Annotated in this window: 20 protein-coding genes, 1 tRNA gene and 1 pseudogene; 7 read left to right on the top strand and 15 right to left on the bottom strand. The window is 56.7% G+C overall.

Annotated features, from left to right (window positions below):
* Positions 1–189 precede the first annotated feature (189 nt).
* On the top strand, positions 190–1,011 hold the full coding sequence (locus AADW57_RS03265; protein ID WP_341668628.1) for a lysozyme inhibitor LprI family protein: 822 nt from the start codon (positions 190–192) through the stop codon (positions 1,009–1,011).
* Between the two features lie 371 nt (positions 1,012–1,382).
* Here the strand turns inward: AADW57_RS03265 and AADW57_RS03260 are convergent, their stop codons facing one another.
* The 9 genes and pseudogenes from AADW57_RS03260 to ilvD form a co-directional block, all read right to left on the bottom strand.
* Positions 1,383–2,588, bottom strand: coding sequence for a phosphorylase family protein (locus tag AADW57_RS03260; RefSeq protein WP_341668627.1), 1,206 nt, complete (start codon positions 2,586–2,588; stop codon positions 1,383–1,385).
* A complete protein-coding gene (locus AADW57_RS03255) occupies positions 2,569–3,039 on the bottom strand; it encodes a hypothetical protein (protein ID WP_341668626.1) in 471 nt (156 codons plus the stop codon). The genes AADW57_RS03260 and AADW57_RS03255 overlap by 20 nt, the downstream gene beginning before the upstream one ends.
* Entirely contained in the window at positions 3,036–6,500 is a 3,465-nt protein-coding gene (locus tag AADW57_RS03250; RefSeq protein WP_341668625.1) for a hypothetical protein, read from the bottom strand. Before AADW57_RS03250 ends, AADW57_RS03255 begins: the two co-directional genes overlap by 4 nt.
* A 250-nt stretch (positions 6,501–6,750) precedes the next feature.
* Positions 6,751–6,975, bottom strand: coding sequence for an antitoxin VbhA family protein (locus AADW57_RS03245; protein ID WP_341668624.1), 225 nt, complete (start codon positions 6,973–6,975; stop codon positions 6,751–6,753).
* 711 nt (positions 6,976–7,686) lie between these two features.
* Positions 7,687–8,397, bottom strand: a pseudogene (locus AADW57_RS03240) (site-specific integrase); the annotation flags it as partial.
* Positions 8,398–8,532: 135 nt separating this feature from the next.
* Positions 8,533–8,617 (bottom strand) — tRNA-Leu (locus tag AADW57_RS03235).
* 221 nt (positions 8,618–8,838) lie between these two features.
* Complete coding sequence (locus AADW57_RS03230) at positions 8,839–9,915, bottom strand: AI-2E family transporter (protein ID WP_341668623.1); 1,077 nt, start codon at positions 9,913–9,915, stop codon at positions 8,839–8,841.
* A gap of 237 nt (positions 9,916–10,152) precedes the next feature.
* The gene (gene nadE, locus AADW57_RS03225) at positions 10,153–10,980 is read right to left on the bottom strand and encodes an ammonia-dependent NAD(+) synthetase (RefSeq protein ID WP_341668622.1); all 828 of its coding nucleotides are present in this window, start codon (positions 10,978–10,980) and stop codon (positions 10,153–10,155) included.
* 126 nt (positions 10,981–11,106) lie between these two features.
* Positions 11,107–12,966, bottom strand: coding sequence for a dihydroxy-acid dehydratase (gene ilvD, locus AADW57_RS03220; protein WP_341668621.1), 1,860 nt, complete (start codon positions 12,964–12,966; stop codon positions 11,107–11,109).
* A 162-nt stretch (positions 12,967–13,128) separates the two neighbouring features.
* On the opposite strand from ilvD, the gene ppc reads away from it, so the two are divergent.
* The 3 genes from ppc (at position 13,129) to AADW57_RS03205 (ending at position 17,490) form a co-directional block, all read left to right on the top strand.
* On the top strand, positions 13,129–15,966 hold the full coding sequence (gene ppc, locus AADW57_RS03215; protein ID WP_341668620.1) for a phosphoenolpyruvate carboxylase: 2,838 nt from the start codon (positions 13,129–13,131) through the stop codon (positions 15,964–15,966).
* 136 nt (positions 15,967–16,102) lie between these two features.
* The gene (locus AADW57_RS03210) at positions 16,103–16,885 is read left to right on the top strand and encodes a sulfite exporter TauE/SafE family protein (protein ID WP_341669645.1); all 783 of its coding nucleotides are present in this window, start codon (positions 16,103–16,105) and stop codon (positions 16,883–16,885) included.
* Between the two features lie 320 nt (positions 16,886–17,205).
* Entirely contained in the window at positions 17,206–17,490 is a 285-nt protein-coding gene (locus tag AADW57_RS03205) for a hypothetical protein (RefSeq protein WP_341668619.1), read from the top strand.
* A gap of 781 nt (positions 17,491–18,271) precedes the next feature.
* Here the strand turns inward: AADW57_RS03205 and AADW57_RS03200 are convergent.
* Positions 18,272–18,844 (bottom strand): class I SAM-dependent methyltransferase, encoded by a 573-nt coding sequence (locus AADW57_RS03200; protein WP_341668618.1) that lies wholly within the window; start codon positions 18,842–18,844, stop codon positions 18,272–18,274.
* Positions 18,845–18,964: 120 nt separating this feature from the next.
* On the opposite strand from AADW57_RS03200, the gene AADW57_RS03195 reads away from it, so the two are divergent.
* Together AADW57_RS03195 and AADW57_RS03190 are read left to right on the top strand one after the other, a co-directional pair.
* Positions 18,965–19,174 (top strand): hypothetical protein, encoded by a 210-nt coding sequence (locus AADW57_RS03195; protein WP_341668617.1) that lies wholly within the window; start codon positions 18,965–18,967, stop codon positions 19,172–19,174.
* A gap of 4 nt (positions 19,175–19,178) precedes the next feature.
* Positions 19,179–20,393, top strand: a complete 1,215-nt coding sequence (locus AADW57_RS03190; protein ID WP_341668616.1) for a class I SAM-dependent methyltransferase — start codon at positions 19,179–19,181, stop codon at positions 20,391–20,393.
* A 32-nt stretch (positions 20,394–20,425) separates the two neighbouring features.
* Here AADW57_RS03190 and AADW57_RS03185 read toward each other — a convergent pair whose 3' ends face one another.
* From AADW57_RS03185 to AADW57_RS03175, 3 genes are all read right to left on the bottom strand, one after another.
* Positions 20,426–21,022, bottom strand: a complete 597-nt coding sequence (locus AADW57_RS03185) for a glutathione S-transferase family protein (protein WP_341668615.1) — start codon at positions 21,020–21,022, stop codon at positions 20,426–20,428.
* 83 nt (positions 21,023–21,105) lie between these two features.
* Positions 21,106–22,209 (bottom strand): tRNA CCA-pyrophosphorylase, encoded by a 1,104-nt coding sequence (locus AADW57_RS03180; protein WP_341669644.1) that lies wholly within the window; start codon positions 22,207–22,209, stop codon positions 21,106–21,108.
* Positions 22,210–22,259: 50 nt separating this feature from the next.
* Positions 22,260–24,398, bottom strand: a complete 2,139-nt coding sequence (locus AADW57_RS03175) for a lytic transglycosylase domain-containing protein (RefSeq protein ID WP_341668614.1) — start codon at positions 24,396–24,398, stop codon at positions 22,260–22,262.
* Between AADW57_RS03175 and AADW57_RS03170 the strand changes: the two genes are divergently transcribed.
* The gene (locus tag AADW57_RS03170) at positions 24,397–25,026 is read left to right on the top strand and encodes a 5-formyltetrahydrofolate cyclo-ligase (RefSeq protein ID WP_341668613.1); all 630 of its coding nucleotides are present in this window, start codon (positions 24,397–24,399) and stop codon (positions 25,024–25,026) included. The genes AADW57_RS03175 and AADW57_RS03170 overlap by 2 nt on opposite strands.
* Positions 25,027–25,180: 154 nt before the next feature.
* Here the strand turns inward: AADW57_RS03170 and metF are convergent, their stop codons facing one another.
* Positions 25,181–26,020, bottom strand: coding sequence for a methylenetetrahydrofolate reductase [NAD(P)H] (gene metF / locus AADW57_RS03165; protein WP_341668612.1), 840 nt, complete (start codon positions 26,018–26,020; stop codon positions 25,181–25,183).
* Positions 26,017–26,355: a phage holin family protein gene (locus tag AADW57_RS03160; RefSeq protein ID WP_341668611.1), complete on the bottom strand. Its 339-nt coding sequence runs from the start codon at positions 26,353–26,355 to the stop codon at positions 26,017–26,019. Before AADW57_RS03160 ends, metF begins: the two co-directional genes overlap by 4 nt.
* Positions 26,356–26,392: the final 37 nt, after the last annotated feature.

Genomic DNA, 26,392 nt, shown 5'->3' with positions numbered 1-26,392 from the left:
ATCGGCCATCCCAGCAGCACAGCAATGCCCGCACCGTCGTAACAAATAATCTGTCACCGCCCACACGCACCCTCCTGTGTATGATGGCCGCAGCGATACCCCTACAGACTCGTCCGCCGCACCTAAGTGCCATCGCCGGTGCAATACTGACCCGCCTGGGCAATGATGATGGCTTTTTGGCCACCGACCATGTTGACTCAAGAGCAAGCAATGGAGATCCAGACCATGACGCAGCGCCGTATCACGATATCGATCCAAAACACCCGTTGCGCCGTGCCTGCCCATCAATCTGGGCGACATCGCCCCCTGGCCGCCGTAATCCTGTTCGGCCTGCTCGGTACCGCCCAAGCCAGCCTGGCAGCCCCCTCCTTCGACTGCAAACAAGCCGCCAGCGCCGCCGAACACGCCATCTGCACCTTTCCCGAACTGGCCCGACTAGACCGCGACATCGCCGCGCGCTACGCCACACTACGCGCCACACTCACGCCCCAAGCCGCGCAAGCCCTGCGCACCGATCAACGCCACTACCTGGCCGACCTGAATGCAGCCCCCAAACCGGCCATCCCCGACGCAACACCCCACCGCGAACCCGTCCGGCAAGCACTCCAGCACAGACTGAACCTGCTCAACGCCATCCAAACCACGCCACCACCCAGCCTAGCCGGCCAATGGCGCAACCACCACGGCACCCTGACCATCACGGGGACGGGGACGGGGACAGGCACTAGCGCCAACGACAACACGCTCGCATTTTCCGCCAGCACCGCCGAACAAAACACCGGACGCTGGACCTGCACACTAGACGGCAAGATCACCAGCACAAACCCACAACACGGCACCGCCATCTCCGCCGACGCACCCGACTGGCCCCTGTCCCTGCAAAGTCAAGACACAACACTGCACATCACCGAACACGGCCCCGCCCACACCGCCCCACCCTACTGCGGCCTGAACGGCACCCTAAGCGGGGTCTACTTTTACATCGGTCATGCAGAACCGCAGCCTGGATAAGGAACTACGTTTTAGCAAATAAAAAAGCCGTTCCTATGTGTGTAGGAATGGCTTTTTAAAGTCTGGTGCCTGGGGGGAAGTTACACCGGTACGCGTTGCGGCGGGGGATTTTGATTTGGCGGTTTACAGTGTTTCCACAGGGAAATAGGGCGAATTTTAGCGTAGGTTGAAAAAGGTAAAACCAGTTTAAAATCAGTAGGTTAGGGCATTTTTGTGAAACTTCTGAAAACTGGTCACTGTACCTGTACTGTACCGAAAATCCGGTACAGTGGGTTGTTGGGTGATCGTCTGCGGATTCCAGAGCTTATAGCTACAGTGCTACAAAATAGATATCCACCAGCCTTTCACCTCGATTGGGTTCTTCGACAGCATCAAAGTTCGGAGAAATGCCGTCTGAGCAATTCAGCTACAAACTGCGCACTAGTATATGCGGCATATGCTTGCCAATCATCGTGCTTGTCTTTATCCGCATAGTCACAAACACTTTTCACTGCGACAGACAATAAAGGAGAGGTTGTCGCATATTCGGCTGCCACCATGACCGCGAAGGCCTCCATCTCTATTGCTATCAAGTCTCGATTCTGAGCGGAAATCTCTCTGGCGATTGAAGAATTCGCGACCACGCTAGCTCCCGATGCCATGGGACCAATATGACAGCCGAACTTACCAGGAGGCACCGCGCCTTCCCAATTAGCTCTAATATTTCTATGGAACTCAGCACACCGCGCGATTTCATCGCAACGATTTGCAAGATCCACGTTTAAATCACTCTGCTTTGGGGAGAGGTGGAATACTGGTGAGCCTTCATCATTATGAGCGTGCTTTCCGCTACCCCAGTCCCAAGTGGGATCGCCAATAACTACATCACCAAGATTGGTCTTTCCTTTCACGCCTGCACATATGCCTGTCATTGCCAGAATACCAGGCTTAAATTTCAATGCCAGTTTCGTTGCGATTACTGCTGACGCGGCCATGCCTTTTCGCAAGGCGCTCGCCACCACAATACTTTTCTTTCCTTGCTGAGTCTGGATTTCTCCTCTGTGATACAACGTTGGATCACCAGCCACGCGGAAATTCTTCCACCCGAAATCTAATTTGAGTACTGCATCTAATTCAGAGCCAAGCGCTGTAATTATGGCAACATCTGCTGGCAAAAGTTTGCGAGAGGATCTCTTCGCGGCAAGTTGAATTTGACCTACTAAGACACTCATCCAATCGACTAATCCGTCAGAAATAACACATAGTGCACTCCCCCGCTGCTCTACCTCTTTTCGTCCGGCTTGTTCTAGTCCCGTCTGACTAGTTACAAAAAGAACTTCGCCAGGTAGAATGGTTTTTGTGTCGTTAATAACTAGATCAAAAAAATGTAAACCGCCGCTCTGGTTTGGACTAGCCCCCGCAATATCAGGAAGCTGCAGATCAATTAAAAGAAGATCGAACTCTTCCGTTCGAAGTCTATGTCGTGCACTAGTTGCATTGGTTTCATGTGCGATGTCGACTTCGACTCCAGCGTGTTGAATGGCGATTGCCACTTTCTCAACTTTGGTATGACTGTCGTCAACTATTAGCAGCTTCACGTTTGTTCTCACGAATTATATCTATCTTGGTAGCGAGTTGCGACTTCCACGACTCCTGTGCAGAACTATAGTAAACAATCCCGAGATAAGCGGGCGAAAACTCATTAGCAAGCTGCGAGTCCAATTGTTCCAAATTTAATTGCCTTCCAGCCCCACCAAATGAGTCAAGCATAGTTACTACGAATGTTGGTTTAGTTATTTTTCGTAGTTTGCACTGTCGCAACAAATCCCTTCCTGCGAAATTTTCGGGCGGGTCTGGGGAGTCATCGTAGTTTGGCATGCTCATGTCGAGGATCACACCGTCAATTTCAGATGTTCTTTTAACAAGCGCGTGTAATGCGGACGTAAAAGATCGCGCTCTTGTTAATCTAATTAGTGGATCAATAATCAATATTTGAGCAGAGATTTTTTCCGCTTTGTCATCGTCATCTTCAACGAAAAGTAGATTCATATGACTTCCTGCATCTTGAAGCCGAAGTTAACCTTGAATTCGCCATCCACTGTGTGCTCAAAATTCAAGAATGATGATTTATATAGCGGGCTGCTAAGCGCCAGCAATACTTTTCTGAAGCCACTCCTCCCTTCTCCTTGTGCAAGCCGTCGCGATTCTTGAGTCGCCAGAGATGAACGCAATTTGGCCAACTCATCTAAACGTTGTTGTGTCGGAGGCAAAGCGTTGCTTGAAACAGTGGCCTTAAAATCCCCGGATTTCATGCTCATTGAGACATCGATCTTGAGTGGCACATGTTCCGATTCTGCGTACTTGAAAGAATTTTCGAAGAACACATAGAAAACATCGACTAGAGTATCTAGTGCACGACCGGGTACTTTTCCATCGGCTTCTATCTGCAAGTAATTTGGTCCTTGCCAATCTGGCGGCATAGAAAGTGTACGGTTGACCATGTTTGCTGCGATGAGGCATGGGAAGTCAATATCGAAATCCTGTCGATCGTAGACTTCGCTTCGCTTAAACCAACCGGCTACACCATCCAATGATTGTTGAACTGCTGTGCGTGCTCTTGCTATTGCGTTTGATAGACCGGGAGGCATTACTTGTCGACCAATAGACTCGATGTCTGCAGTTAAGTCGTCAAACAATTTCATCAGATCAGGCCGAAGAGTTTGAGCCAAATATTCCCGAACGGAAGCTAGATTGGAATCAGTTTTTTCCCACAATGAATCAACGCATTTAACTATGAGCTCATCAAAATCTTTAAAATCTGAGTCATAGCTCTGCATAAGTCTACGTTCTAAGTTTGAAAATTGATATACCAGCAGACCTTCAGTATTGTCATCCAAGGCCTTTAGGTCATAGTAGGAATGAATTTGTAGACGCCTGTCTCTAACGTAGAAAAGCTTTGCATCAAAATTTGTCGAAAAAGTTTGAAGTGCTATTAGTACAGCTTCCTTATGTTCGTGATCAGCCAGTGCGGTAGACCAGTATGAGTTCGAGACATACGTTCCATCATCCTGCCTCGCTGTTACGAGATGCTCATTAGCTACGGATTTCCTAAGGGCATCTACAAATTTTCCGTGACGCACTCTAGTGCTGAGATAAGCATTTAGGCCGTGGTCACCCGTCAAGAATTCCTTAGTTATCTCGCTGAATAAAGTACTGAATTGGATGTCGGTTTGAGTAGGGGCATCTTTTTCATCTACGACATGGAATGTCGATAGTACAGTCGAGAGCGATTTTCCATTATCGAATCCTTCCAAGAGGAATTGCAGCTTGTCGACAAGATCATTCTGCGGCCTTCCGAGTTGGGCAATAGCGCCTTTGTACTGCGTGTAAGAAGATTTGAGCTTGGTTCGCAATGCTCGTTTAATCGCCTCAATATCCACATATACTCTGCTTTGCTCAACAAGTGCTGTTGTTTTTGATATTTCCTGTTGTTTAATCCGGGAGGCTAATTCTTCTTTGTGAATTCTCGCTCGGGGTAAATCAATCTTTGCCAATTGCTGGCATGCCTCAATTCGTGCTTCTTCAATCTGGTCGGGCTTCATGTACAGAAGAGTTTGCCGCATAATTTCGGGCTGCCAGACATTATCAAGATAGGCAACAATGTTCGACTGACCAAACTCGCTGATGCGATCGACAAGTTGGGAAGGGCTAAATATTCCGTTTTCTTCACAAAATCTTTCAAAGGCCAGTCGAGTCTTGCTAAGGTCTCCTTCAATATCGAATTGACTCGCCAATGCGAGCATCAAGCTCAAGCTGATGGTATGTGGCCACTGATCCACATCTGGTAGCAGTTCCACTAGCTCTCTAAAAGGCAAAAGTAGCGGTGCATGTGGATTACTCAAAAAGGCGCCAACTATTATGTCCAGGGCAGGGACGTAATCACCTTTTAGCATTAAGGCCAAGGATTGACCTCCGCATGCCCGAAGCTGTGCTGCAGGACGAACATCCCCCTCCGCCGCAATTCTGTATAGATTTGCAGCGGCCCCGTAATCCTGCTTAGAGAGGAGCTCACGCGCGAGATATTTGGCTGCTCTTGGACTGACTTCAGGCGATGCTGGTGCTCCTGCCATAATCTGCCTAACCAACTTAATGGTTTCAGGGCAGTTGCCACATTTTTCAAACTGTCTTAACGCATCCTCGGCACCTGCTGGTTCTAATACTAATGCCGCAAAGGGTGATATTTCTTGTTCCCGGACATAGAAGTCCCTCATCCAACTTGGAATTCGCCTTCTTTCTTCAGTGCCAATTTCATACCAAAGCGCAGCACGGAGATATAGCATCCACTGGTGATCATTGAAGCGATCTGCAAGCACAATAAAAGCATGTACGCTGGAATAAAAACTATCGTTTGCAGAAAGAATGTTGAATAGATGCCCGTTCAGCTCTCCGCAGAGGCCTTCTTCACTATCGGGTTGACGTTGCAGGGCCACTTCAGCCTTTAATCGAAGTAGCCGCATCGCACTATCAGCCGGATCTTGTTTAAGTATGTCTAATGTCTTCTTGGCGCACGAGTCGTAATCGCCAATCGTGTAGTACTCAATCGCAGCTAGACGTTCGAGTGAGGCGGGGGATGTCTGAATTATTGGCTTGCCCATCGAGCTTATGACGCCAAGGAGGCGCGGGTCGTTTGTTCCCTCGTATAGGCGTGTTAGACAGGGCAGCATCCAGCCGACCATTTCCCCGGTGAGCATCCTGTCGGAAGCCGCAGCCTGTAGAACAAGTACCAAAGAGCAATAGTGATCAATTACTGATGCTCTTGAGTCCATGAATAACAGGTTGGAAACTGCTTCTTCGCTCGAGTCTGTAATGTCAAAAATTTTAGAGCGAAAATAACTTGAATAAATTTGAGACGCCATCAGATCTTCAATTTCAGAGCGTAACTTATCTCGCAGAGTCGCGCTTTCTATTCGTTGGCGAACATAATGTAAAACAATATACAGCAACGAATTTCCTCGAGCCTCTTCCAGAATTCCTGAGGCTACCTCGGCTGGTGCATTCTCGCTGTGCGCAATGTGGGCACTTGCCAAGCGATTTTGGTATAGCCAAATTGATTTTCCGAAGCGGCAGTCTATTTCATTTAAAACTGCGAAAGAGGTAGCGTAGTCATTTAATAGAACGGCTCTTTCGAATTTCTGCCGTTGCACACAATACTCTTTTAATGATTCTTTGAATTGATAGCAACGTGCGATAGCCCAGAGGATCTCTCTATACGCATTTACGGGTTGCCCTGGTGCTCTGTTTGATAGTATTTGATCCGCTCGCTTCGGAAAAGGGTTGCCGTGGTAATCCTGTAAGGAAGTCTTGAATGGGAAGAGTCTCTGATAGATATTGAATAGCGAGGCATGCTCAACGCCGGCACGAACTTGATGAATGGCAGAAAATCGACTTTTAGGGCGTCTTAATCTTGCCTGAATTGCTAAAAAGTTATTGTTGTCAGTTTTTGCTTTCATACTTCAGTTCCAATCGGCCAGCTTTACTTAAGATTTAATGGGCCGGTATTAAACATCCGGGCCAGTTCTCTGACGTTTGACTAAACCGAATTTCTTGAGACGGTTCGAATCCGAGCTACGTATCCATTTTCTCGCAAGATAAAGCTCTCCCTGCGCTGGTTTGTATTCTTTTGGGAGGGCAGTGTGCAACGAAACCCGGCGACAGCCTATCCTGCACTAGCTTCAACCACCTATAATTTCTTCGTCATGACTAAGCTTTTGGGCTTACCAAGGCACTCCGCGGTTGCACAAATTCTTCGAGGTCAATGTCCCCGTTGATGAACCGTTGAGCATGTTCTTCATCTGCTGCACTGAGCGAGAATCCCTCCAAACCGACTGATGAGCGTGCGTAATTGACGGCCGCTACACGCCGGTCGCGCTCAGCACCGGATATCGTTTTAATTAGTTCCGTTTCGCGCGAGCCGATCTCAGCCATGGTTGTCTCCCGTGCTTTAGGTAACGTTATTTTACAAGGTGTAGGATTTTTTTGGTAATTTGTAGGGAAAACCAGCAAATAAGACTTCACGCAGAAATTGTCTTGTTTTTCTGCCTATCAATAGGTCTTCCCGATTAACAGCTATACGGGCTTCCATTGGTGAGCGTACTTCCCAAAGAGGCTTTGCCTCTCTGGACTCTCCACCCTCGCCGGCGGGACCTCGGGGGCAGGAGTTACGGGCCGATGGCCCTAAACACCTCCCCCCGGGCGCAGCGTGTGAGCACTCCTGCCGCGTCAAGGGGCCGTGTCCTCGCCCATAGGGCTTCGGGCCGCACCAACCCCTTGACCCGTCATCCGCGCTGTCTATGGCGCGATTGGACATGTAGGTGATGATTCTGGCTGGAAGAGGTGTCAAGGGCGGGACCGGAGGCCGCAGCCCGAAGCAAAGCGTAGGGAACGGGTGAGGATGCCGGGCGCAGCCTTCACCCTTGACCCATCTGGACGCCATGCAACCTGTGGTAAGGGGTAGGAACAAGGCGAAGCCGCCGGGCCTGCCCCCGCAGCAAGTCCGGCAAGATCGGACGCGGGATGCAACCGAAGAGGTTGCCCAAGCGAAGCGCGGAGATTTGCCGCTAGAAATGAAAGGGCCTCGCCGAAAGCGAGGCCAATGCAGGGGCAGATGGCAGGCTATTCACCTTTGACTGAGCCGCCTGTGGCCGGCCCCCAGTTTTTGCCCATGTTCTGCATTACGTGTCGCCGATACGCTAGGTTCCACATTGTGATCTCTGACAAGCGCATACTGGTCTCTACGGCGATTCTGACGATCCATCCGAACATGGGGTTGGAATGTCTGTCTGCGGTCACTAGGAGGCGTTTCTGCTCGTCTGGGGTCAATCGACGATTACGACCAGCCCCAGGCGCGGGGCGTCGAATATTGGCAACTGGGTTGGTAGGTAGGCCGATGCCCCACTCTTTGATGGCAATCGTAAATAAGTGCCCCAACAGAGCTAGTTCCAGCCGTACCGTGTTGTTGCTTCTCGGCTTACGTATCCCCTTGGCATCTTCATCACCTGCGAGACGCATATCTCGGAAGTCAGCAATGATGTCAGGTGAGAGCGCAGCAAGAGAATACTTGCCAAGGTGATTGATAATGGTTTGAGCTTTCTTGTGCTCGCCAACTTGCGTAGAGGGACGCTTGGTAGGAGTTACCTCTTTCAGGTAACGCTTGAGTGCCGTGGCTACCGTCATGCGCTCAGCGGGGGCTCGCTGAATGTAAACACCACGCACCATTTCATCTTCAGTGCGGCGAGACCAATCTTCGGCATCGCGCTTGGTACGAAAGGTTTTGGCTACAGGGGGCCAACCCGTCTTTCGAATGAGTGCTTTCCAAGTGCCAGAGGGTGTCTTAACAATCGTCGCCATACATGCTCCGTCGAACGCATTGCGCTGCGTCAGTGTACCGAAACTGTACCTAAGCGAACTTTTAAGAAAATCCCCCAGTACTGGGGCTATGACTTGAATCGCGCTAAGTGCTTGTGAACACTAGGGATTTTTGAGTGGTGCCCGGGGCCGGAATCGAACCGGCACGCCTTGCGGCGGGGGATTTTGAGTCCCCTGCGTCTACCAATTTCACCACCCGGGCTTCGTGTGGCACCTGAAAGGTTCAGGTGTGGTCGGGAAAGATTATTATTATACGCAGATTTTGATCTGTTTTGACAAGCGCTGTGTGCTTTTTATTACAGCTGGAGATTCTGCGCCGCGTTGTGGCTTGTAGGCACCCTGCTGCCCTATGTAAAAGCCCGGCGCTGGGGCCGGGCTTGGGGGCTTGGGGATGCGATTGACCTTGATTGACCGCGCTTGGGCTTAGCCGACTTCCACGGGCGGGTGGGCGACGTCGCTGTTGCGTATCCATTCCCGCCAGATGGCGACCAGCAGGGCCATCAGCACCGGGCCGATGAACAGGCCCACCAAGCCCATTGTCTGCACGCCGCCGACCAGTCCAAAGAAGGTGGGCAAGAACGGCAGTTTGACGGGGCCGCCCACCAGGCGCGGGCGCAGTGTCTTGTCCACGATGAACAGCTCGATGGAGCCCCACAGGAACAGGCCCACGCCGGCCACCAGATGGCCGGAGCCCACCAGATACAAGGACACCAGGGTGAAGGACAGGGGCGCGCCGCCTGGAATCAAGGCCATGAAGCCGGTAATAACGCCTAGCAGCACAGGCGATGGCACGCCGGCCACCCAGTAAGCAATGCCCAGAACCACGCCTTCGCCTAGCGCAATCAAGCCCATGCCGGTGACGGTGGAGTTAACGGTGGCGGGGACGACGCGCGAAAAACGCTGCCAGCGCCCCGGCAGGATGCGTTCGCCCACGATGTCCAGTTGCCCCAGCAAGCGGTCGCCGTCTTTGAAAATAAAGAACAGAGTGATCAGCATGAACAGCACGGTCAACAGTAGGTGGAACACATTGCCGGTCGCCGACAGAACCATGCGGTAAATATTGCCCAGATGCTGACCGCTGACGATTTCCACCATTTCGCCCAAGGCATGGGGTTCGCCCAGATAAGTCTGCCAATATTCGGTCAGGCGCTGGCCGATCAGCGGCATGGCCTTGATCCAGTCGGGTGTGGGCGTACCGTAGCGGTTAGCCGCCAAGGCCCAGGTAATGAAGCTGCCGGCTTCCTGTATGGCAAAGGACAGTGCCAGCGATAACGGCACAATCAGCACCAGGGTAATGATGACCAGCGCAATACTGGCCGCCATTACCGTGCGGCCATTGCAGCGCCCCACCAGCCGTTTGTACAAGGGCCAACTGGCCAGGCCGATGATCAGGGCGGCCAGCACGGGCACCAGAAAACCGCTTAGAAAGTAAACGCCGGCCGCAAGCAACAGCAACAGCAGCCAACGGGCGATCAGAAATGCAGGTAAGACGGGTTGCATAAAGCGTGAAGACCCTCGAGTCCGATTGACAGGGCGTGGGCCGGTGCCCGAAACGCGTTTGACGATAGCATGACAGAAACAGGTCGAATACCCGTTTTTTATAGAAGAGCGGGAACTATTCTACGCCTGCACCCGTTTGAATCCAGCCCGGCGACCATAACAAAGGCACCCGCAAGCCAAAGCCTGGGCACATCAGCCCTGAACTCGCCTAAGCAAGTACCTTATCGACAATGGATGCTAAGGCGCAACGGGCAAGGCCCGTTTATGCGCAGAAGCCTGATAGGTGCGCAAAATGATCTGCAAGGCATCCTGCCCCACGTCCTTGCCTTCCAGAAAATCGTCGATCTGCTCGTAGCTGACCCCAAAAGCATCTTCGTCCGGCTTTAAGGGGGTCAGGCTTTCCAGGTCGGCGGTCGGCACTTTATAGACCAGCGCATGCGGCGCATCCATTGCGGCCGCCAGGGCGCGCACGCGCCGCTTGTTCAGCCCCGCCAAAGGGGTAATGTCGGCTGCACCATCGCCGAATTTGGTGAAAAAGCCCATCAGGGCCTCGGCGGCATGGTCGGTTCCAACCACCAGCCCTGCATGGGCTCCGGCAATGGCGTACTGCGCGATCATGCGCTGACGCGCTTTGATATTGCCCACTAAAAAGTCTTGATGCGCCGCATCGCGAAATTGCAGTCCGGAAGCCAGTAGCTGATCCAGCATGGCATCGGTGGCTGGTTTGACGTTGACGGTCAGCAAGTGATCGGGCCGGATGACACCTAAGCCGCTCTGTGCATCACTTTCATCGGCCTGCTGGCCATACGGCAGCCGCACGGCAAAAAACGTCGCCTGATGGCCTTGCCGACGCGCCTGTTCGACAGCACGCTGCGACAGGCAACCGGCCGCCAGCGAATCCACCCCGCCGCTAATACCCAGCACCAGGCTGCGGCAGCCGGTACGCTGCAGGTACGCCGCCAGAAAGTCCACTCGGCGGGCAATTTCCTGATCCACATCGAAAGCGTCGGTCAGGCCCAGTTCGGCACGGATACGGTGTTGCAGGGCGCGTTGATCATCGGTCATGGCGCAGGCTCTCGCAGCAAAGTGAAGGATGTCTGTATTGTAAAGGACTGGCCTGCCGTCGCAGGACAAGAAAAAACCCATCGCACGGTCGATGCGATGGGTTATGTGGCAATTGGCTAATGCGCCTTACCGATCCAACTGCGAGACGTCGCGCACCGCGCCACGGTCGGCCGATGTTGCCAATGCGGCATACGCCTTCAGGGCTTGCGAGACGACGCGTTCGCGGTTGACCGGTTTCCAGGCCTTGGCACCGCGCGACTGCATTTCGGTACGGCGGGCCGCCAGCTCTTCGTCGGAAATGGCCAAATGGATGCGACGGTTGGGGATGTCGATCTCGATAGTGTCGCCATCCTGCACCAGGGCGATATTGCCGCCTTCGGCCGCTTCGGGCGAAGCGTGGCCGATAACCAGCCCCGAAGAACCGCCCGAAAAACGGCCATCGGTCAGCAAGGCAGAGCTTTTGCCCAGGCCCATCGATTTCAGATAGGACGTGGGGTAGAGCATTTCCTGCATGCCAGGGCCGCCCTTGGGGCCTTCGTAGCGGATGATGACCACATCGCCGGCCTTGACGACGCCATCCAGAATGGCTTTGACCGAGTCATCCTGGCTTTCGTAGACGCGGGCGGTGCCGGTAAAGGTCAGGATGCTTTCATCCACGCCCGCCGTCTTGACGATGCAGCCGTTGATCGCCAGATTGCCGTACAGCACAGCCAGGCCACCGTCCTGCGAGTAGGCATTGGCCTTGTCGCGGATGCAGCCTTTGGCGCGGTCAGTGTCCAGGGTTTCGTAGTAACGATCCTGACTGAAGGCCACTTGAGTCGGAATGCCGCCGGGCGAGGCGCGATAAAAATCGCTGACAGCCTTGACGTTCTCGCCCATGATGTCCCAACGCTTGATGGCCTCGCGCAGCGTGCCGCTGTGCACATTACCCGCATCCAGATTCAGCAGTCCGGCCCGGCCCAGTTCGGCCAAGATGGCCATGATGCCGCCGGCGCGGTGTACGTCTTCCATGTGGTATTCGGGGGTGGCCGGTGCCACTTTGCACAGGCAAGGCACGCGCCGCGAAATACGGTCGATGTCGGCCATGGTAAAAGCCACGCCGGCTTCCTGCGCGGCGGCCAGCAGGTGCAGCACCGTGTTGGTGGAGCCGCCCATCGCCACATCCAGGGTCATGGCGTTTTCAAATGCGCCAAAATTGGCGATATTGCGCGGCAGCACGGACTCGTCGTCTTGTTCGTAGTACCGTTTGGCCAGATCCACGACCAGGCTGCCGGCGCGTTCGAACAGACCCTGACGGCGCGCATGGGTGGCCACGATGGAACCATTGCCGGGCAGGGACAGGCCCAAGGCTTCGGTCAGGCAGTTCATGGAATTGGCCGTGAACATGCCCGAGCACGAACCACAGGTAGGACAGGCGCTGCGCTCGACGGTTTCGGCCTGTTCGTCGGAAATATTGGGGTCGGCCGCCTGGATCATGGCGTCCACCAGGTCTAGTTTTTGCACCACGGTCTTGCCGTCCGGCGAATACACCTTGCCCGCTTCCATCGGGCCGCCCGACACAAAGACCACGGGAATGTTCAGGCGCAGCGCGGCCATGAGCATGCCGGGGGTAATTTTGTCGCAGTTGGAGATACACACCATCGCATCGGCGCAGTGCGCATTGACCATGTATTCGACCGAATCGGCGATCAGTTCGCGCGAAGGCAGCGAATACAGCATGCCGCCGTGCCCCATCGCAATACCGTCGTCCACGGCAATGGTGTTGAATTCCTTGGCCACGCCGCCGGCCGCCTCGATCTGGCGGGCGACCAGTTGCCCCATGTCTTTCAGGTGTACGTGACCGGGTACGAACTGCGTAAACGAATTGACCACCGCAATAATGGGTTTGGAAAAATCGTCGTCTTTCATACCGGTGGCGCGCCACAGGGCACGCGCACCGGCCATATTGCGACCGTGGGTCGACGTGCGGGAGCGATATTGAGGCATGACTGTTCTCTGGACAAAAAACTATGTAAAGATAGCTATCATAATCGTCCGTCGCCGCTTTGTGCGCTTCGGACCCTGGTGATCATCATACCGTGCGCCCCTTTGCGGCGCACGGTCCCTGCCCGTATGCCGTAAAACCCACCTATTTTCAGGAGACGTACCATGCCGCAGGCCGCGCCTGACCTTTCCAACCTGCTTCGCCAGGACATCCGCTTTCTGGGCAAGGCCCTGGGCGAAGTCATCCGGGACAGCGAAGGAAAGGCCACTTTTACTTTGATCGAAGCCCTGCGCCGGGCCGCTGTCGGCTTTCGGCGCGAACACGATCCGCGGCAGGCACGCATTCTGGAACAGGACATTCCCACGCTCAGCGACACGCAGGCCCGCACAGTGGCGCGCGCCTTTGCCTACTTTTTGCACCTGTCCAATATTGCCGAGGACCGCGACCAGAACCGCCGCCGTCTGGAGCACAACCCGGAACAGTTGCCAGGCAGCCTGCAGCACGCCATCCAGACCCTGATGGACGAGGGCCTGAGCGCCCGCAAGATCCGCCGCTATCTGCAAGAAGCCTGCGTGATGCCCGTGCTGACGGCCCACCCCACGGAAGTGCAGCGTCAAAGCACTCTGGCGGTACACATGGCCATTGCCGCCGAACTGCACAGCCTGGATCACGATGCCAACGAATCCCAAACCGCGCGCATCCAGGAAAAGTTGACCGGACTGATCTCGCTGCTGTGGCAGACCCGCATGCTGCGCGAGCACCGCCTGACGGTATTGGACGAAATCGACAATGCCCTGGCCTACTATGGCTCCACCTTCCTGCCCACCATCCCCCAGCTCTACAGCGATCTGGACCGTTTGCTGGACAAGCCGCGCAAAAACCTGCTGGACCAGAAAACACGCCCCCTGCCCGCCTTTTTACGCATGGGCAGCTGGATCGGCGGCGACCGGGACGGCAACCCCAATGTAGGGCCGGACACCGTGGAACAGGCCGTCATGCGCCAGGCCACCTGCGTGCTGCGCCACTACCTGGAACAAATCCGCCTGCTGGGCACCGAAATTTCCGTATCCGATGGCCTGAGCCGCATCAGCAAAGACCTGGCCGCCTTGTCGGCACGCAGCCAGGACCCATCGCCACACCGGGTGGACGAACCCTACCGGCGCAGCTTCATCCATGTATATGCGCGCATGGCCGCCACCGCCCAGACCTTGCTTGGGCGCGAACTGGCCGACCGCCCCACCTACCCGGCCGAGCCCTATGCCGCGCCACAAGATTTCGCGGCCGACCTGCAAGTCATTGCCGATTCCCTGGCCGACCACAAGGGCGGAGCCATCGCAGGCCTGCGCCTGAATGCGTTGATCCAGGCAGTGGAAGTGTTCGGCTTTCATCTGGCCACGCTAGATCTGCGTCAAAGTTCGGATGTACACGAGCGTGTGCTGGACGAGCTGTTTCGCGTGGCCGGCACCGAATTTAACGGCGAATTGGTCAGCTACCGCAACCTGTCCGAGCAAGAACGCATCACTCTGCTGCGCTCGGAACTGCAACACCACCGTCCGCTGGTATCGCCCTGGTATCACTACTCCGAAGAAACGGAAAAAGAACTGGCCATTCTGCGCAAGGCCGCCGACTGCCGCCGCCGCTTTGGCGCACGCGCCATCGAGCAGACCATTGTCTCGCACACCGAAACCCTGAGCGATCTGCTTGAAGTGCTAGTACTGCAACAGGAAACCGGGCTGATCGTACCCGGCTCCAGCCACCCGGATCAACAAGGGCTGATGGTCGTGCCGCTGTTTGAAACCATACCCGACCTGGAGCGCGGCCCCAGCATTATGCAGGAATGGCTGGACATGCCCGAAATCCGCCAACGCGTGCGCCATGCGCAAGACAGCGTGCAAGAGGTCATGCTGGGCTATTCGGACAGCAACAAGGACGGCGGCTACCTGACCTCCAACTGGACGCTGTACCGCGCCGAGCGCGAATTTGCACAGGTCTTTGCGCGCCGCAAGGTGCGCCTGCGCCTGTTCCACGGCCGAGGCGGCTCGGTAGGCCGGGGCGGCGGCTCCAGCTTCGATGCCATCCTGGCGCAGCCACCCGGCACAGTCAACGGCCAAATCCGCCTGACCGAGCAAGGCGAAATGATCCAGGGCCGATATAAAGATGCCGACGTCGGCCGCTGGCACCTGGAACTGTTTGTGGCCGCCACACTGGAAGCCAGCCTGGGCAACCGCCATCACAACCAGCCCAGCGACGACGAGCAGTTGGCCGCCTACGGCCAGGCGATGGCCTGGATGTCCGAACAGGCGCACCACAGCTACCGCCAACTGGTCTACGGCACCGAGCATTTTGACCAGTATTTTTTCCAGTCCACGCCCATCCAGGAAATTGCCGGCCTGAACATCGGTTCGCGGCCCTCGTCCCGCAAGCCCAATCAACGCATCGAGGATCTGCGCGCCATCCCCTGGAGTTTTTCCTGGGCGCAATGCCGCCTGCCCATCCCCGGCTGGTACGGCATGGGCACGGCGTTGAGCCGCTATCTGGAATACGGCGTGCCCGACGACGGCCTGACCCGCCAGCAACGCCTGGAACAGTTGCAGAACATGGCCGCCAATTGGCCCTTCTTCCGTACGCTGCTGTCCAATATGGAACAGGTACTGGCCAAAACGGACCTGGACATCGGTGCCAAATACGCCGGTCTGGTCAAAGACGAGGCGCTGCGCGATCACGTCTTCAAGCAGATTCGTCACGAATTTCATCTGACCGTGGAAATGTTCCGCCAGGTGACCGGCCATGACCTGCTGGCACATGATCAGGCGCTGCGGGACGCGCTGGCCGAACGCTTTGCCTATATCGACCCACTGAATCACCTGCAGGTGGAACTGTTGCGCCGCCACCGCGCCCAAAGCGACAAGGCCCGCAAAGCCATTCGCAACGGCGTCAACAAACAGCATGTCATCCACTTGACCATCAACGGCATTGCCGCCGGTCTACGTAACTCGGGCTGACGGATTATCACGCACCATTATAATTATTAGAAATAAGCTAATTTCCAAAAGAAGTTAAGAGAGTACAATCGGTAGATCGAAACTCTTCTTTTGGACGCACACGGATCAGCCCATGCTGGTCCGTGGCGCTGGCTATATGGTGCTTGCTATTGTTTTGGGCATGCTGACCGGCTTGTCGCTGGGATTAACTGGCGCAGGCGGCGGCATTCTGGCCGTTCCCGCCCTGGTGCTGGGCCTTGGTTACAGCATGACGGCGGCCACGCCGGTCGCGCTGCTGGCGGTGGGTGCCGCCGCCCTGGTGGGCGCGCTCGATGGCCTGCATAAACACATTGTGCGCTATCGGGCCGCCATTTTTATGGCGGTGGCTGGTGCCTTGCTGACCTCGGCCGGCATACGCATCAGTCACGCTTTACCCGAGAAACTGCTGGTTACGCTGTTTGCCGCCATCATGCTGTGGATCGCCAGCAAGATGCTACGCCGCCCGACGGCCGACACCCCGCACCAGCCCCCCTGCCGGCTGAACCCCGATACGGGCCGCCTGCGCTGGACGGGTGCCAGCACCGCCACGCTGGCGGCCATCGGCGCGCTGGCGGGCTTGTTTTCGGGCATGCTGGGCGTAGGCGGAGGATTTCTGATCGTGCCCGCGCTCAAACGCTTCAGCAACCTGAGCATGCACAGCATCGTGGCCACATCCCTGATGCTGATCGCATTGATCTCTCTAAGCGCCTCGGCCATCAGCCTGGCCCACGGCGCGCGTATTCCGAGCAGCGGCTGGGTCTTCGTAGCCGCCGCCATGGCCGGCATGGCCCTGGGTCGCCAACTGGCCCCCCGCATTCCGTCCGATCGGCTACAGCAAGGATTTTCCCTGCTGACTGTCGTTGTGGCTGTTTCTATGCTGGTGCGTAGCTATTTATTATAAAACCACAGAAAAAGAGAAAAACCATCAAAAATCGACAAAAATAATAAATTTTATAAATAATTGAAAGAAAAATAAAATATTACAGCACAATAAAATCAAAAAAAAACAAGAAAAACAAGAAAAACAAAAGGTATATTATTAACACTGAAAATTTGCAATGCCAGCCTAGGAGAAAATATGAAAATAGGAACAACAGCCAGCCCTGCATTTGACGCTCAGCATACAAAAAAAACCGCAATCACGTAGAGCCGCCCGCAAAGGCAGAAGAAGCAAGCAAAAAACCACAAACAGCATCCGCAAAAACAACTGACTTCAGCAGCATGACCATCGACGAGCTGCAAGCTTGGATGAACACAAAAATCCGCAATGGCGATCTATCACTCGATGAAAGCCGACCTTTCATGGCAATGACAATCAACATTCCCGCTGAAAACAATAGCAAAAAAACAGGCGTGGCCAAAATTGATTTTCTAGAAAAGGCACAAGAAGGAATAAAAAACGCACGGCTAAAAAACGACACAACAACTCTAAAAATGCTAGAAGCCGCAATCAATCTCATGCAACACCACCAAGGAAAAACCATTGGCGTAGACATCCGAGTTTAATAAAAAAGGTTCTTCGAAGCATTTCGGGAACCAGTTTACCCAGTCGATGACAAACTGGCTTTTTGAAGACGCCGTTCAAGGCACAGCACGCTTGGACAGGGCTGATGGCTTGCCGGCGCGTTGCGCCGGTGCCCTGGTCGGGGCGCATGGCCGGGCGCATCGTTAACTCCGGCGGGTTGCTTGTCCGCCGGACAAGCAACAAGCGCCGCCGTCAAACAGAACGACGCTTGCACCCCGTCCCCGTGCCCCGCCTGCGGCAAGCCATCCGACCCGCCCCATCCAAGCGTGCTGTGCCTTGAACGGCTCAAAACACCAATGACATCGCCCCGGCTATAGGTATTCATACCCAACGGAACATTCCGCGTATGGCTGCTATCTTGTACAGCGTACACGGACGTCCCGCCGTTTGGGCCAAGCACAGCGGTGCTGTTCTCGCCAGGCCGACCCTAGCCGGCCGGCGGGCGAATCAGGACCTTCGCCGCAGGCGGGATGCCGGGGCGGGAGGCAAGGGGCGTGCTGTTCGAGCAGGGCGCTTGTGATTCGTCCAGTGGACGAATCACCCTGCGAGTTCACGCTCCGCCCGCCCCGGTATCCTGACCAGGGAACCCGCGCATAGCGCGGGCGAAGGACCCAGCCAAGCCGACCTGCTAGGGTCGGCCTGGTGAGAACCCAGGGTTCTCTCTGCTTGGCCCAAACGGACCAAGCAATACGAAGAAATCCCCGAAATTTCTCGAGGAGCCATAAAAAAGCCAGAATCAGCCTTTTTAGCATTACTTAATCGTTATTTACACACACTACCCGCCGTTTCGCCTGGGTTGATCGGGTAGCGGCTGAACGAGCTACCGTCGTCGTGCGGGCGCACGGCCACGATGCGTTGCACGATATGGTCTGGACTGGCCTGAAAGCCGTGTTCGTAGGCCACGATGTCCAGATCGGCGCACCAACGCAGCAATTCGCCGGGCTGCAGTAAAAAGTCGGGGTTGCGCGGCGTGTTGTAGTGCTCGTTGCCCACTCCGAAGGTTTCATAGATCAGCACGCCACCCGGCTCCAGGCTTTCCAGAATCGTCGGCATTAATGGCCGCCACAGATACTTGGTGACCACGACCGCGTTAAAACGCCGCCCTGCAAAGGGCCACGGGCCATTTTCTATATCTGCCTGAACGATTTCGCCATAGGGCGCGCTGGCAGCAACGGCATCGGGGTCGCGATCCACCCCGATGACGGTATGCCCGCGCTGCGCCAGCCAGGAAGCATTGCGCCCGCGCCCGCAGGCCACATCCAGCACCGTGCCGGGATTGGCGGCCAGATGGGCCCATTTACGCATCCACTCGCTGGGCTGTCCTGTGTCTTTCATTGTCCTGATTCCTCTGCAACCGGATAAAACGCTCATGGTAGCCCAGCCTCCCCTATGATCGGAATACGATCCTGCCTGGGCTACAATCGTGGCCATTCCTATCTTCTTTTCCAACGGCGTATGAATACCTTGCTGCGCAAACCCGTGCTGCTGATGGCCGTGCTTTGCTTGCCCCTGTGGATTATTTTCGGCAATTTCATCCTGGCCGCCTCGGCATCCATCCTGATCAGCATGCTGGTGGGCATGGTGCGCACCTTGCAGCAACTGTCCCGTGACCGGGACACAGGCAACGCCGATGTCCGCACGCCCCCCAACGACACCCCCGACTGACGCCATGAATGTATTGTCCGCCCCTGCCCTGCCACACGGCCTGCCGCCTCTGTCGGACGAGCTCAAGACGCACCTGGATCAGGTCAACGCCGCGTTGCTGGGTCATATCGAACGCGCCGGCGGTTTCCTGCCTTTCGACCAATGGATGCATCAGGCCCTGTACGCGCCCGAGCTGGGCTACTACACCGGCGGCAGCACCAAGTTCGGCAGCAATCTGCCAACCGGCGACTTTACGACGGCCCCGGAACTGTCGTCCCTATTCGCCCAAACACTCAGTCGTCAGGTATCCCAGATCCTGCACGACAGCCAGTCGGTTGCCATTCTGGAATTTGGCGCTGGCAGCGGCGCATTGGCCCAGGCACTGATTACCGAGCTGCGCCAGCAAGGCATCGAGCCGGAATACTCTATTCTGGAAGTCTCGCCAGACTTGCGCGAACGCCAGCAGCAGCGTCTGGCTCCGCTACGCGCGCACATCCAATGGCTGGACCGCACGCCGGACGACTTCAAAGGCTGTGTCATCGCCAACGAGGTGCTGGACGCCATGCCGGCCAGCCTGTTTACCTTCGGCCAGGATGGCCAGGTGCTGGAAGTCGGCGTGATTGCCGCCGACCAGACAACGGCACGCGGCCTGCCCGCCCCCTTCTATCTGGCGACCCGTCCGGCACCGGAGCATCTGGCGCTTCTGGTGGCCGAACGGCTGGAGCCCCAACCCTTCTATCTATCGGAAATCAATCTGCAGGCTGAAGCCTGGATGCGCAGCATGGGAACCTGGCTAAGCAGGGGTGCAGCCATTCTGGTGGACTATGGCTTCCCCCGCCACGAGTACTATCACCCGCAGCGGGATCAAGGCACGCTGATGTGCCACTTTCGCCACCTGGCGCATGCGCAACCACTGGTATTGGCGGGCCTGCAGGACATCACCACGCACGTGGACTTTACCGCGATGGCCGATGCTGCGCTGGAAGGCGGGTTGGATGTGCTGGGCTACACCACACAGGCACGCTTTTTGATGAACTGCGGCATTGCGAATTATCTGGCCAGTCCGCCCGCCGATAATACGCCCGCTGTCCAGCAGCAGTGGGCACACACCATGTCCTCGGCCAACAAGCTCTTGTCCGAAGCCGAAATGGGCGAACTGTTCAAAGTGCTGCTGGTAGGCCGCCATATGACGACGCCGCTGCTAGGCACCCTGAGCGGCGACCGGCGCGACAGGCTGTAAGTGGGCGTTTGACGCCCACGACAGGCACCTGCTTATTGATTGTTTCTGTCCTGCGCGCGCAGATAGGCAGGACGGCTCATGGCCCTGTCCAAGTAGTCGGCCATATCAGGGCGAATCGCAATACCGCACGCTTTGGCCCATAACAAAGTATGCGTCATGAAAATATCGGCCAGCGTAAAGTGTGGACCTGCGATCCATTCGCTACTATCGGGCAGCGTGACCTGCCCGACCGCTTTATTGGCTTCCTGCTGCGAATACGCAATCAAGCCTGGGTTTCTTTTGTCCTGCGGCACGAAAACCTGCTGTTTGAGCAAATTCCACACCGGCGACTCCAGATCGGTCAGCGTATAACTCAAGCAGCTATGAACTGCTGCCCGCTGTACGGCATCAACCGGATACAGTAACGTGGGAGCCTGCTTTTCGACGATATACAGGCAGATGGCCAAGGTCTCTGCCACAGACACATCACCGTCGACCAGAAATGGAACCTGGCCCCTTGGATGCAAGGTCTTGATGCACGAATCCGGGTCGAAAATATCAACCTTGACCGTTTCATAATGCATCCCCATTTCTTCCAAGAGCCACACAACCCTGAAAGACCTACTTTTTGGATAGGTATATAGCTTCATCGCTGCTCAACCATTAAAAGCTAGACTGCGCCATTGCCCCTGCCAAAGCAGGCTACCTTGGCGACAGAGGCCCCAAAACAGCTTCAAGCCGCGCTATGCATCGCCTGCAGCCGCGCCGCCCGTACGGCGTCGCGGATCTGTGAAGGATCGCTCTTATACTGCGCGGCGACAGCCCCGGCATCCACGGCCGCCATTACGTGGCGCAGATATTCCCAATCGTCCACCGGCACCTCCTGCAAGCACGCAGCAGCGGCCAACAGTTCGGCAAAGCGTGCTGGTTTACGCAAGGCATCAAGTTGTTCCATCAAGGCCAGAGCCGGTTCGACCTGGGCACGCGGGTTCGGCAAAGCCACGCTATCCAGCAGCAAAGGCAACAAACGAGCCTGATCTCTCCATTCGGAAGGCGCACGGATCTGTTCGGCTACATCGGCCGGTTTGCGCGAAAGATGGCATAAGACGGCAAAGCGCCCCGGTAAGGGCAGGCCGCGATCACAGGCGGTCTGCACGCGTTCGCCGATAGCATCGGTATAGGTCAGGCCCGGCATGACTCGCGCCAGCGCGCCCACTTCCCGCAATATCTCGAACATACGGGCCGGACGCGCCGCCGCCAGGCCCTTGACCAATTCCATGTAAACACGTTCGGGCACCAGTTCATCGACCTCGCCCTGTTCGACCAGCGCGCGCGCCAGCGCCCAGGTGTCATCGGCCACCTGAAACTGCGTGAAACGGGCGGCAAAACGTGCCAGCCGCAACAAGCGAACAGGGTCTTCGCTGAACGCCGTGCCCACATGCCGCAACAACCGCGCCTGCAGGTCTGCCAAACCATTCAGGGGATCGTGCAAGCATCCTTGCCTGTCCACCGCCATTGCATTGATGGTCAGATCCCGCCGTTGCAGATCGTCGGCCAGTGTGACGTCGGTGCCGGTATAAAAAGTAAAGCCTTTATAGCCCCGGCCGGACTTACGCTCTGTACGGGCCAGAGCGAACTCTTCTTTGGTGCGCGGATTCAGGAAAACAGGAAAATCCCCACCCACCGGCACAAAGCCCCGCGCCGCCAAGTCTTCGGGACGCGCACCGACTACCACCCAGTCCCGGTCGCCGGCCGGCAAATCCAGGAGCGCATCGCGCACCGCCCCCCCCACGACATACACGTCCAATCCGTCCAGCACCGGGTCGGGATGCCCCATAATGGCGGCCAAGGCCGCCTGCCGACGCGCATCCAGCACAACATCGACCATTAGGGTAGCGCCGTAGTCGTAACGCCACTGGGGCCGATGGAACCCAGGCGCTGCTTCAGCGACTGTGGTTGACCACTGAACAGCATGGAATAGTACGTGGCATTGGACAATACGTTTTTGACATACAGACGCGTTTCCGTAAACGGAATGGTCTCGGCAAAAATGGCGCCTTCCACTGTACCGTTCAGGCGCGAACGCCACTGAATAGGACGCCCTGGGCCTGCGTTGTAACCGGCCGAGGCCAGTACCTGCGAACCGCCCAACTGACCCAGCACCATATTCAGGTAATTGGTGCCCAACACCGTGTTGACTTCGAACTCGTTCACGCGCGACGGCGAGAAGTCCGCCATATCGATCTTCTTGGCGACCCAACGGGCCGTGGCCGGCATCAACTGCATCAGGCCCGACGCCCCCACGCCCGAGCGCGCATCGGTAATAAAGCGCGACTCCTGGCGGATCAGCCCATAGACCCAGGCTGGGTCCAGATTGATGGACTGGGCCTGCTGCGTGACTCGGCCCTCGAAGGGCGCAATAAAGCGCTGGCTGAAGTCGATCTCGTTCTTGGTCAGCAAAGATGTATTGACCACCCGATCGTAAATATGCTGCTCGCGGGCGAACTCGGCAGCGGCACGCAATTGGCGGTCGCTCATGCCGCGCAAGGCAAAATTCCATTCGGGCACGGCTTCGGGCCGCCAGCCCAGCTTGAACAGTTCCACGGCCCGCAGCAAACCGGCATTGGTACGCGCGTCCTGCATATCCTGCGGCGTCAGTGGTGCCGGTTGTGGCGGCAAGGCCAGGGTCAGGCCTAGTTCTTCAGTGGCCAACTGCCCATAGAAATTCAGGTCGCCCACGATGGACTGAAATTCGGCGCGCGCCTGTTCCTTATGACCCAAAGCCTGTTGGGCGCGGGCATGCCAATACACCCACACCGGCTCGGCACGTTGAGCCGGTCCCATCTTGTTGATGGCGGCAGCCACTTGCTTCCAATTAATGTCGGCCTGCCGCAATTCGGCGCGGACCTGCCAGGCATGGTTGTAATCGGTCATGGGTGTGCGGCCCGAGCGGCGATACCACTGCGCAGCATCGTTTTCTACGCGCAAGGCGCTGACCAGACCAAACTGCCCCCAGACCCAGTTCAGATTTTCCTGGGGGATCTTGCCCGCCCAGGTCCGATCGATATACGCAGCGGCTTTGGCACGGTCGCCACGGGCCAGACGCGACAACGCCAAGGCCACCAGTTCCGGATTGACATTGCTGCGCCCCGCCTGCTGGTCCAGCCACTTTTGCGGGGCAGCCATCAGGGCGGTGTAGTCTTTCATTTGCGGCGCAGTAAAAACGATAGCCGCCAAGCGGCGGGCCTGTTCAGGCTTGCCGTTTTCCAGCGCCTCGCGCATCAAGCCGCGCACCTGAGCGGCCGACACGACTTTGCGGGCGTACAACTGATCCAGCGCCGACCAGCACGCGCGACTGGGCGAGAACGAATCCAGCACGTCGGCCACATTCACGCGTTCGCCAGCCACGTTCTGGGCCAAAGCCACCGAACACTTGACCATGGAATTCGGTGCCTGCACGGGCCATAAATCACGCACCAACTGATAATTGCCGGCGCGGGCGGCCGCCACGATCCAGTCCGACTTCAAGCGATTGGCCAGATACTCGTCCTGATTGCTGGCTAGAAACAGGCGCACCTGGGCATCGGGTACGGGTTGGGCGTCGTCCTGCAAAATTCGACGCAAACGCCAATATTCTGCATACGAACCCAAGACGGGATCGGCCGCCGCCACCGGAGCAAGCGCATCCAGGGCACTCCAACGCTTGGCATTGACGGCATCGCGGGCATCAATCAGAGCCTGGCGCGCCACAGGCGGCACCGGCGGCAAGCGATCCCAGCGACGCGCCGCTTCTTTCGGTGTCTGCGCCACATGTGCAAGCGGAGCCGCGGCCGCCACCGATGGTGCCGGCGTGCTGGCCTGGGCCCTGGGCGCTTCCGCCCCCGCACAGCCTGCCAGGCCGGCAGCCAAGACCAGCAAAGCGCTCAATGAAGGGCGCTGGAAAGCAGGCGGCGTGCCCCAGCCACGTGTTTTCTGGTACTTTAGCTGGTTGATACCCATTGTGACGGCCTTTAAAAAATCACCCATGATTCAGAACGTAGAGCATAACGCAGTCGACCTGCGCACGCGACTAAAAGACCTGCGTGCGGGGCAAGCCTCCATAGACACCAATCGCGGAGGCTTGCTGATCCGTGGCCGGCTGTTTACCTGGCTGGCGAGCAATCGCAGCCGCCTGCGCGAACAAGGCCGTCCCGAGCCCCGCACCATCGCCGCTTTTTGGCCGACCCAAGGCGAACCGGACCTGCGCCCCCTGCTGACCCAATGGGTAGAGGAAGAAGGCCTGAATGTTTGCCTGCCCGTGGTCGAACAGGCCGATGCACCGCTGGCCTTCTACGAATGGACACCGGAAACCCCTATGGAGCCAGGCCGCTACGGTATTGAAATCCCCATATCGCGCAAAGCTCCGCTGCCCGACATCGTGCTGGTGCCCACGCTGGGCTACACTCGTCAAGGCGACCGCATCGGTTACGGGAAAGGATACTACGACCGCACGTTAGCAGCGTTAAAACAGCAAAACCACGCCTTCACCAGCGTGGGTATCGCCTGGGCGGTCGGCGATCTGTCCGGCATGGCCTACCAGCCAGCCGCCCACGACCAGCGCCTGGACACCATCCTGACCGACAAAGGCTGGGCCGTGCCGGCACCGGAGCTGTAAACCGCATAGGCTGCGGGTTTCACAATTGGCCCAAGCCTGACTGCGCTTCTCCATCCGTTACACGCCCAATGCCGTCTGGGGCGCACAGGTCAGCCATAAAAAAATCCGCCGGACATGCGCCCGGCGGATTTTTTTTTCTGTACAGCCTGACGGATCAGCGCCAGTTCAAGCTCGGCAAAATCGCCATACTGGCATCCGCCCCATTCAGGGTATACATATGCAAGCCGGGCGCACCGCCGTCCAGCAAGTCCTGACACAGGCGCGACACCACATCCAAACCAAAGGCGCGAATCGATGCACGATCATCGCCGAAATCGGCCAGACGCAAACGTATCCAGCGCGGCACTTCCGCGCCGCACATAGTGGAAAAACGCAGCAACTGGGCCGAATTGGTGATGGGCATGATGCCGGGAATGATGGGCACCGTGACTCCCTTGGCCTGGGCACGCTCCACAAAGCTGAAGTATGCATCCGGGTTGAAGAAGTACTGGGTGATCGCCCCATGAGCCCCCGCCTTTACCTTGGCCACGAAATGCGCCAGATCATCCTCGAAACCGGTGGCCTGGGGATGCATTTCGGGATAGGCGGCCACTTCCACATGGAAATAATCGCCATAGCGTTCGCGGATGAAGGCCACCAGATCGCTGGCATAGCGCAATTCGCCAGCACCGCCGCCCATGCCCGAAGGCAAGTCGCCGCGCAGCGCGACAATGCGCTTGACGCCCTGCTGACGATAACTGTCCAGCAGGCCCCCTAGCTGCTCACGATTGGCACCGACGCAGGAAAGGTGCGGAGCCACATCAAAGCCCAGCTTCTGCAACAACTCCACTGCACCTACTGTACCGGCCCGCGTTGAACCGCCTGCGCCGAACGTGACGCTGACGTAGGCCGGATTCAGACCCATCAGGGTTTTGGCCGAGCGCACCAGTTTTTCCTGAGCCGCGATGTCACGCGGCGGGAAAAATTCGAGGCTTAGCGTTTGCTTGTTTGTCATTTAATCAACAGTCCAGACAGCAGCCCGGCAACCAGGCTGTAGACAATGGCCCCTATGACCGCCCACCAGAACCCTTCAACCTGAAAGCCTTTAAGGATCGAGCCTGCCCACCAGAACATCAGCGCATTGAGCACCAGCAAAAACAAGCCCAAAGTCACAAGGGTAATAGGCAGCGTCAACAACACCAGTACGGGCTTGACCAAGGTGTTGAGCAGGCCCAACACCAGCGCGGCGATCAACGCCGACCCGAAAGACGCCACTGTAATGCCTGGCAGGATATAAGCGACAACCAGCAAGGCGACGGCGTTCAGGATCCAGACAAGTAGCAAGGTCATGATAGGACTCCAAAAAGCAGCGTCCGAAGACGCTCGG

The sequence above is a fragment of the Alcaligenes sp. SDU_A2 genome, assembly GCF_038237375.1.
Taxonomy (GTDB): Bacteria; Pseudomonadota; Gammaproteobacteria; order Burkholderiales; family Burkholderiaceae_B; genus Alcaligenes.
The sequence above is the reverse complement of the archived record's forward strand: the minus strand, read 5'-3'. Positions and strand labels throughout refer to the sequence as shown.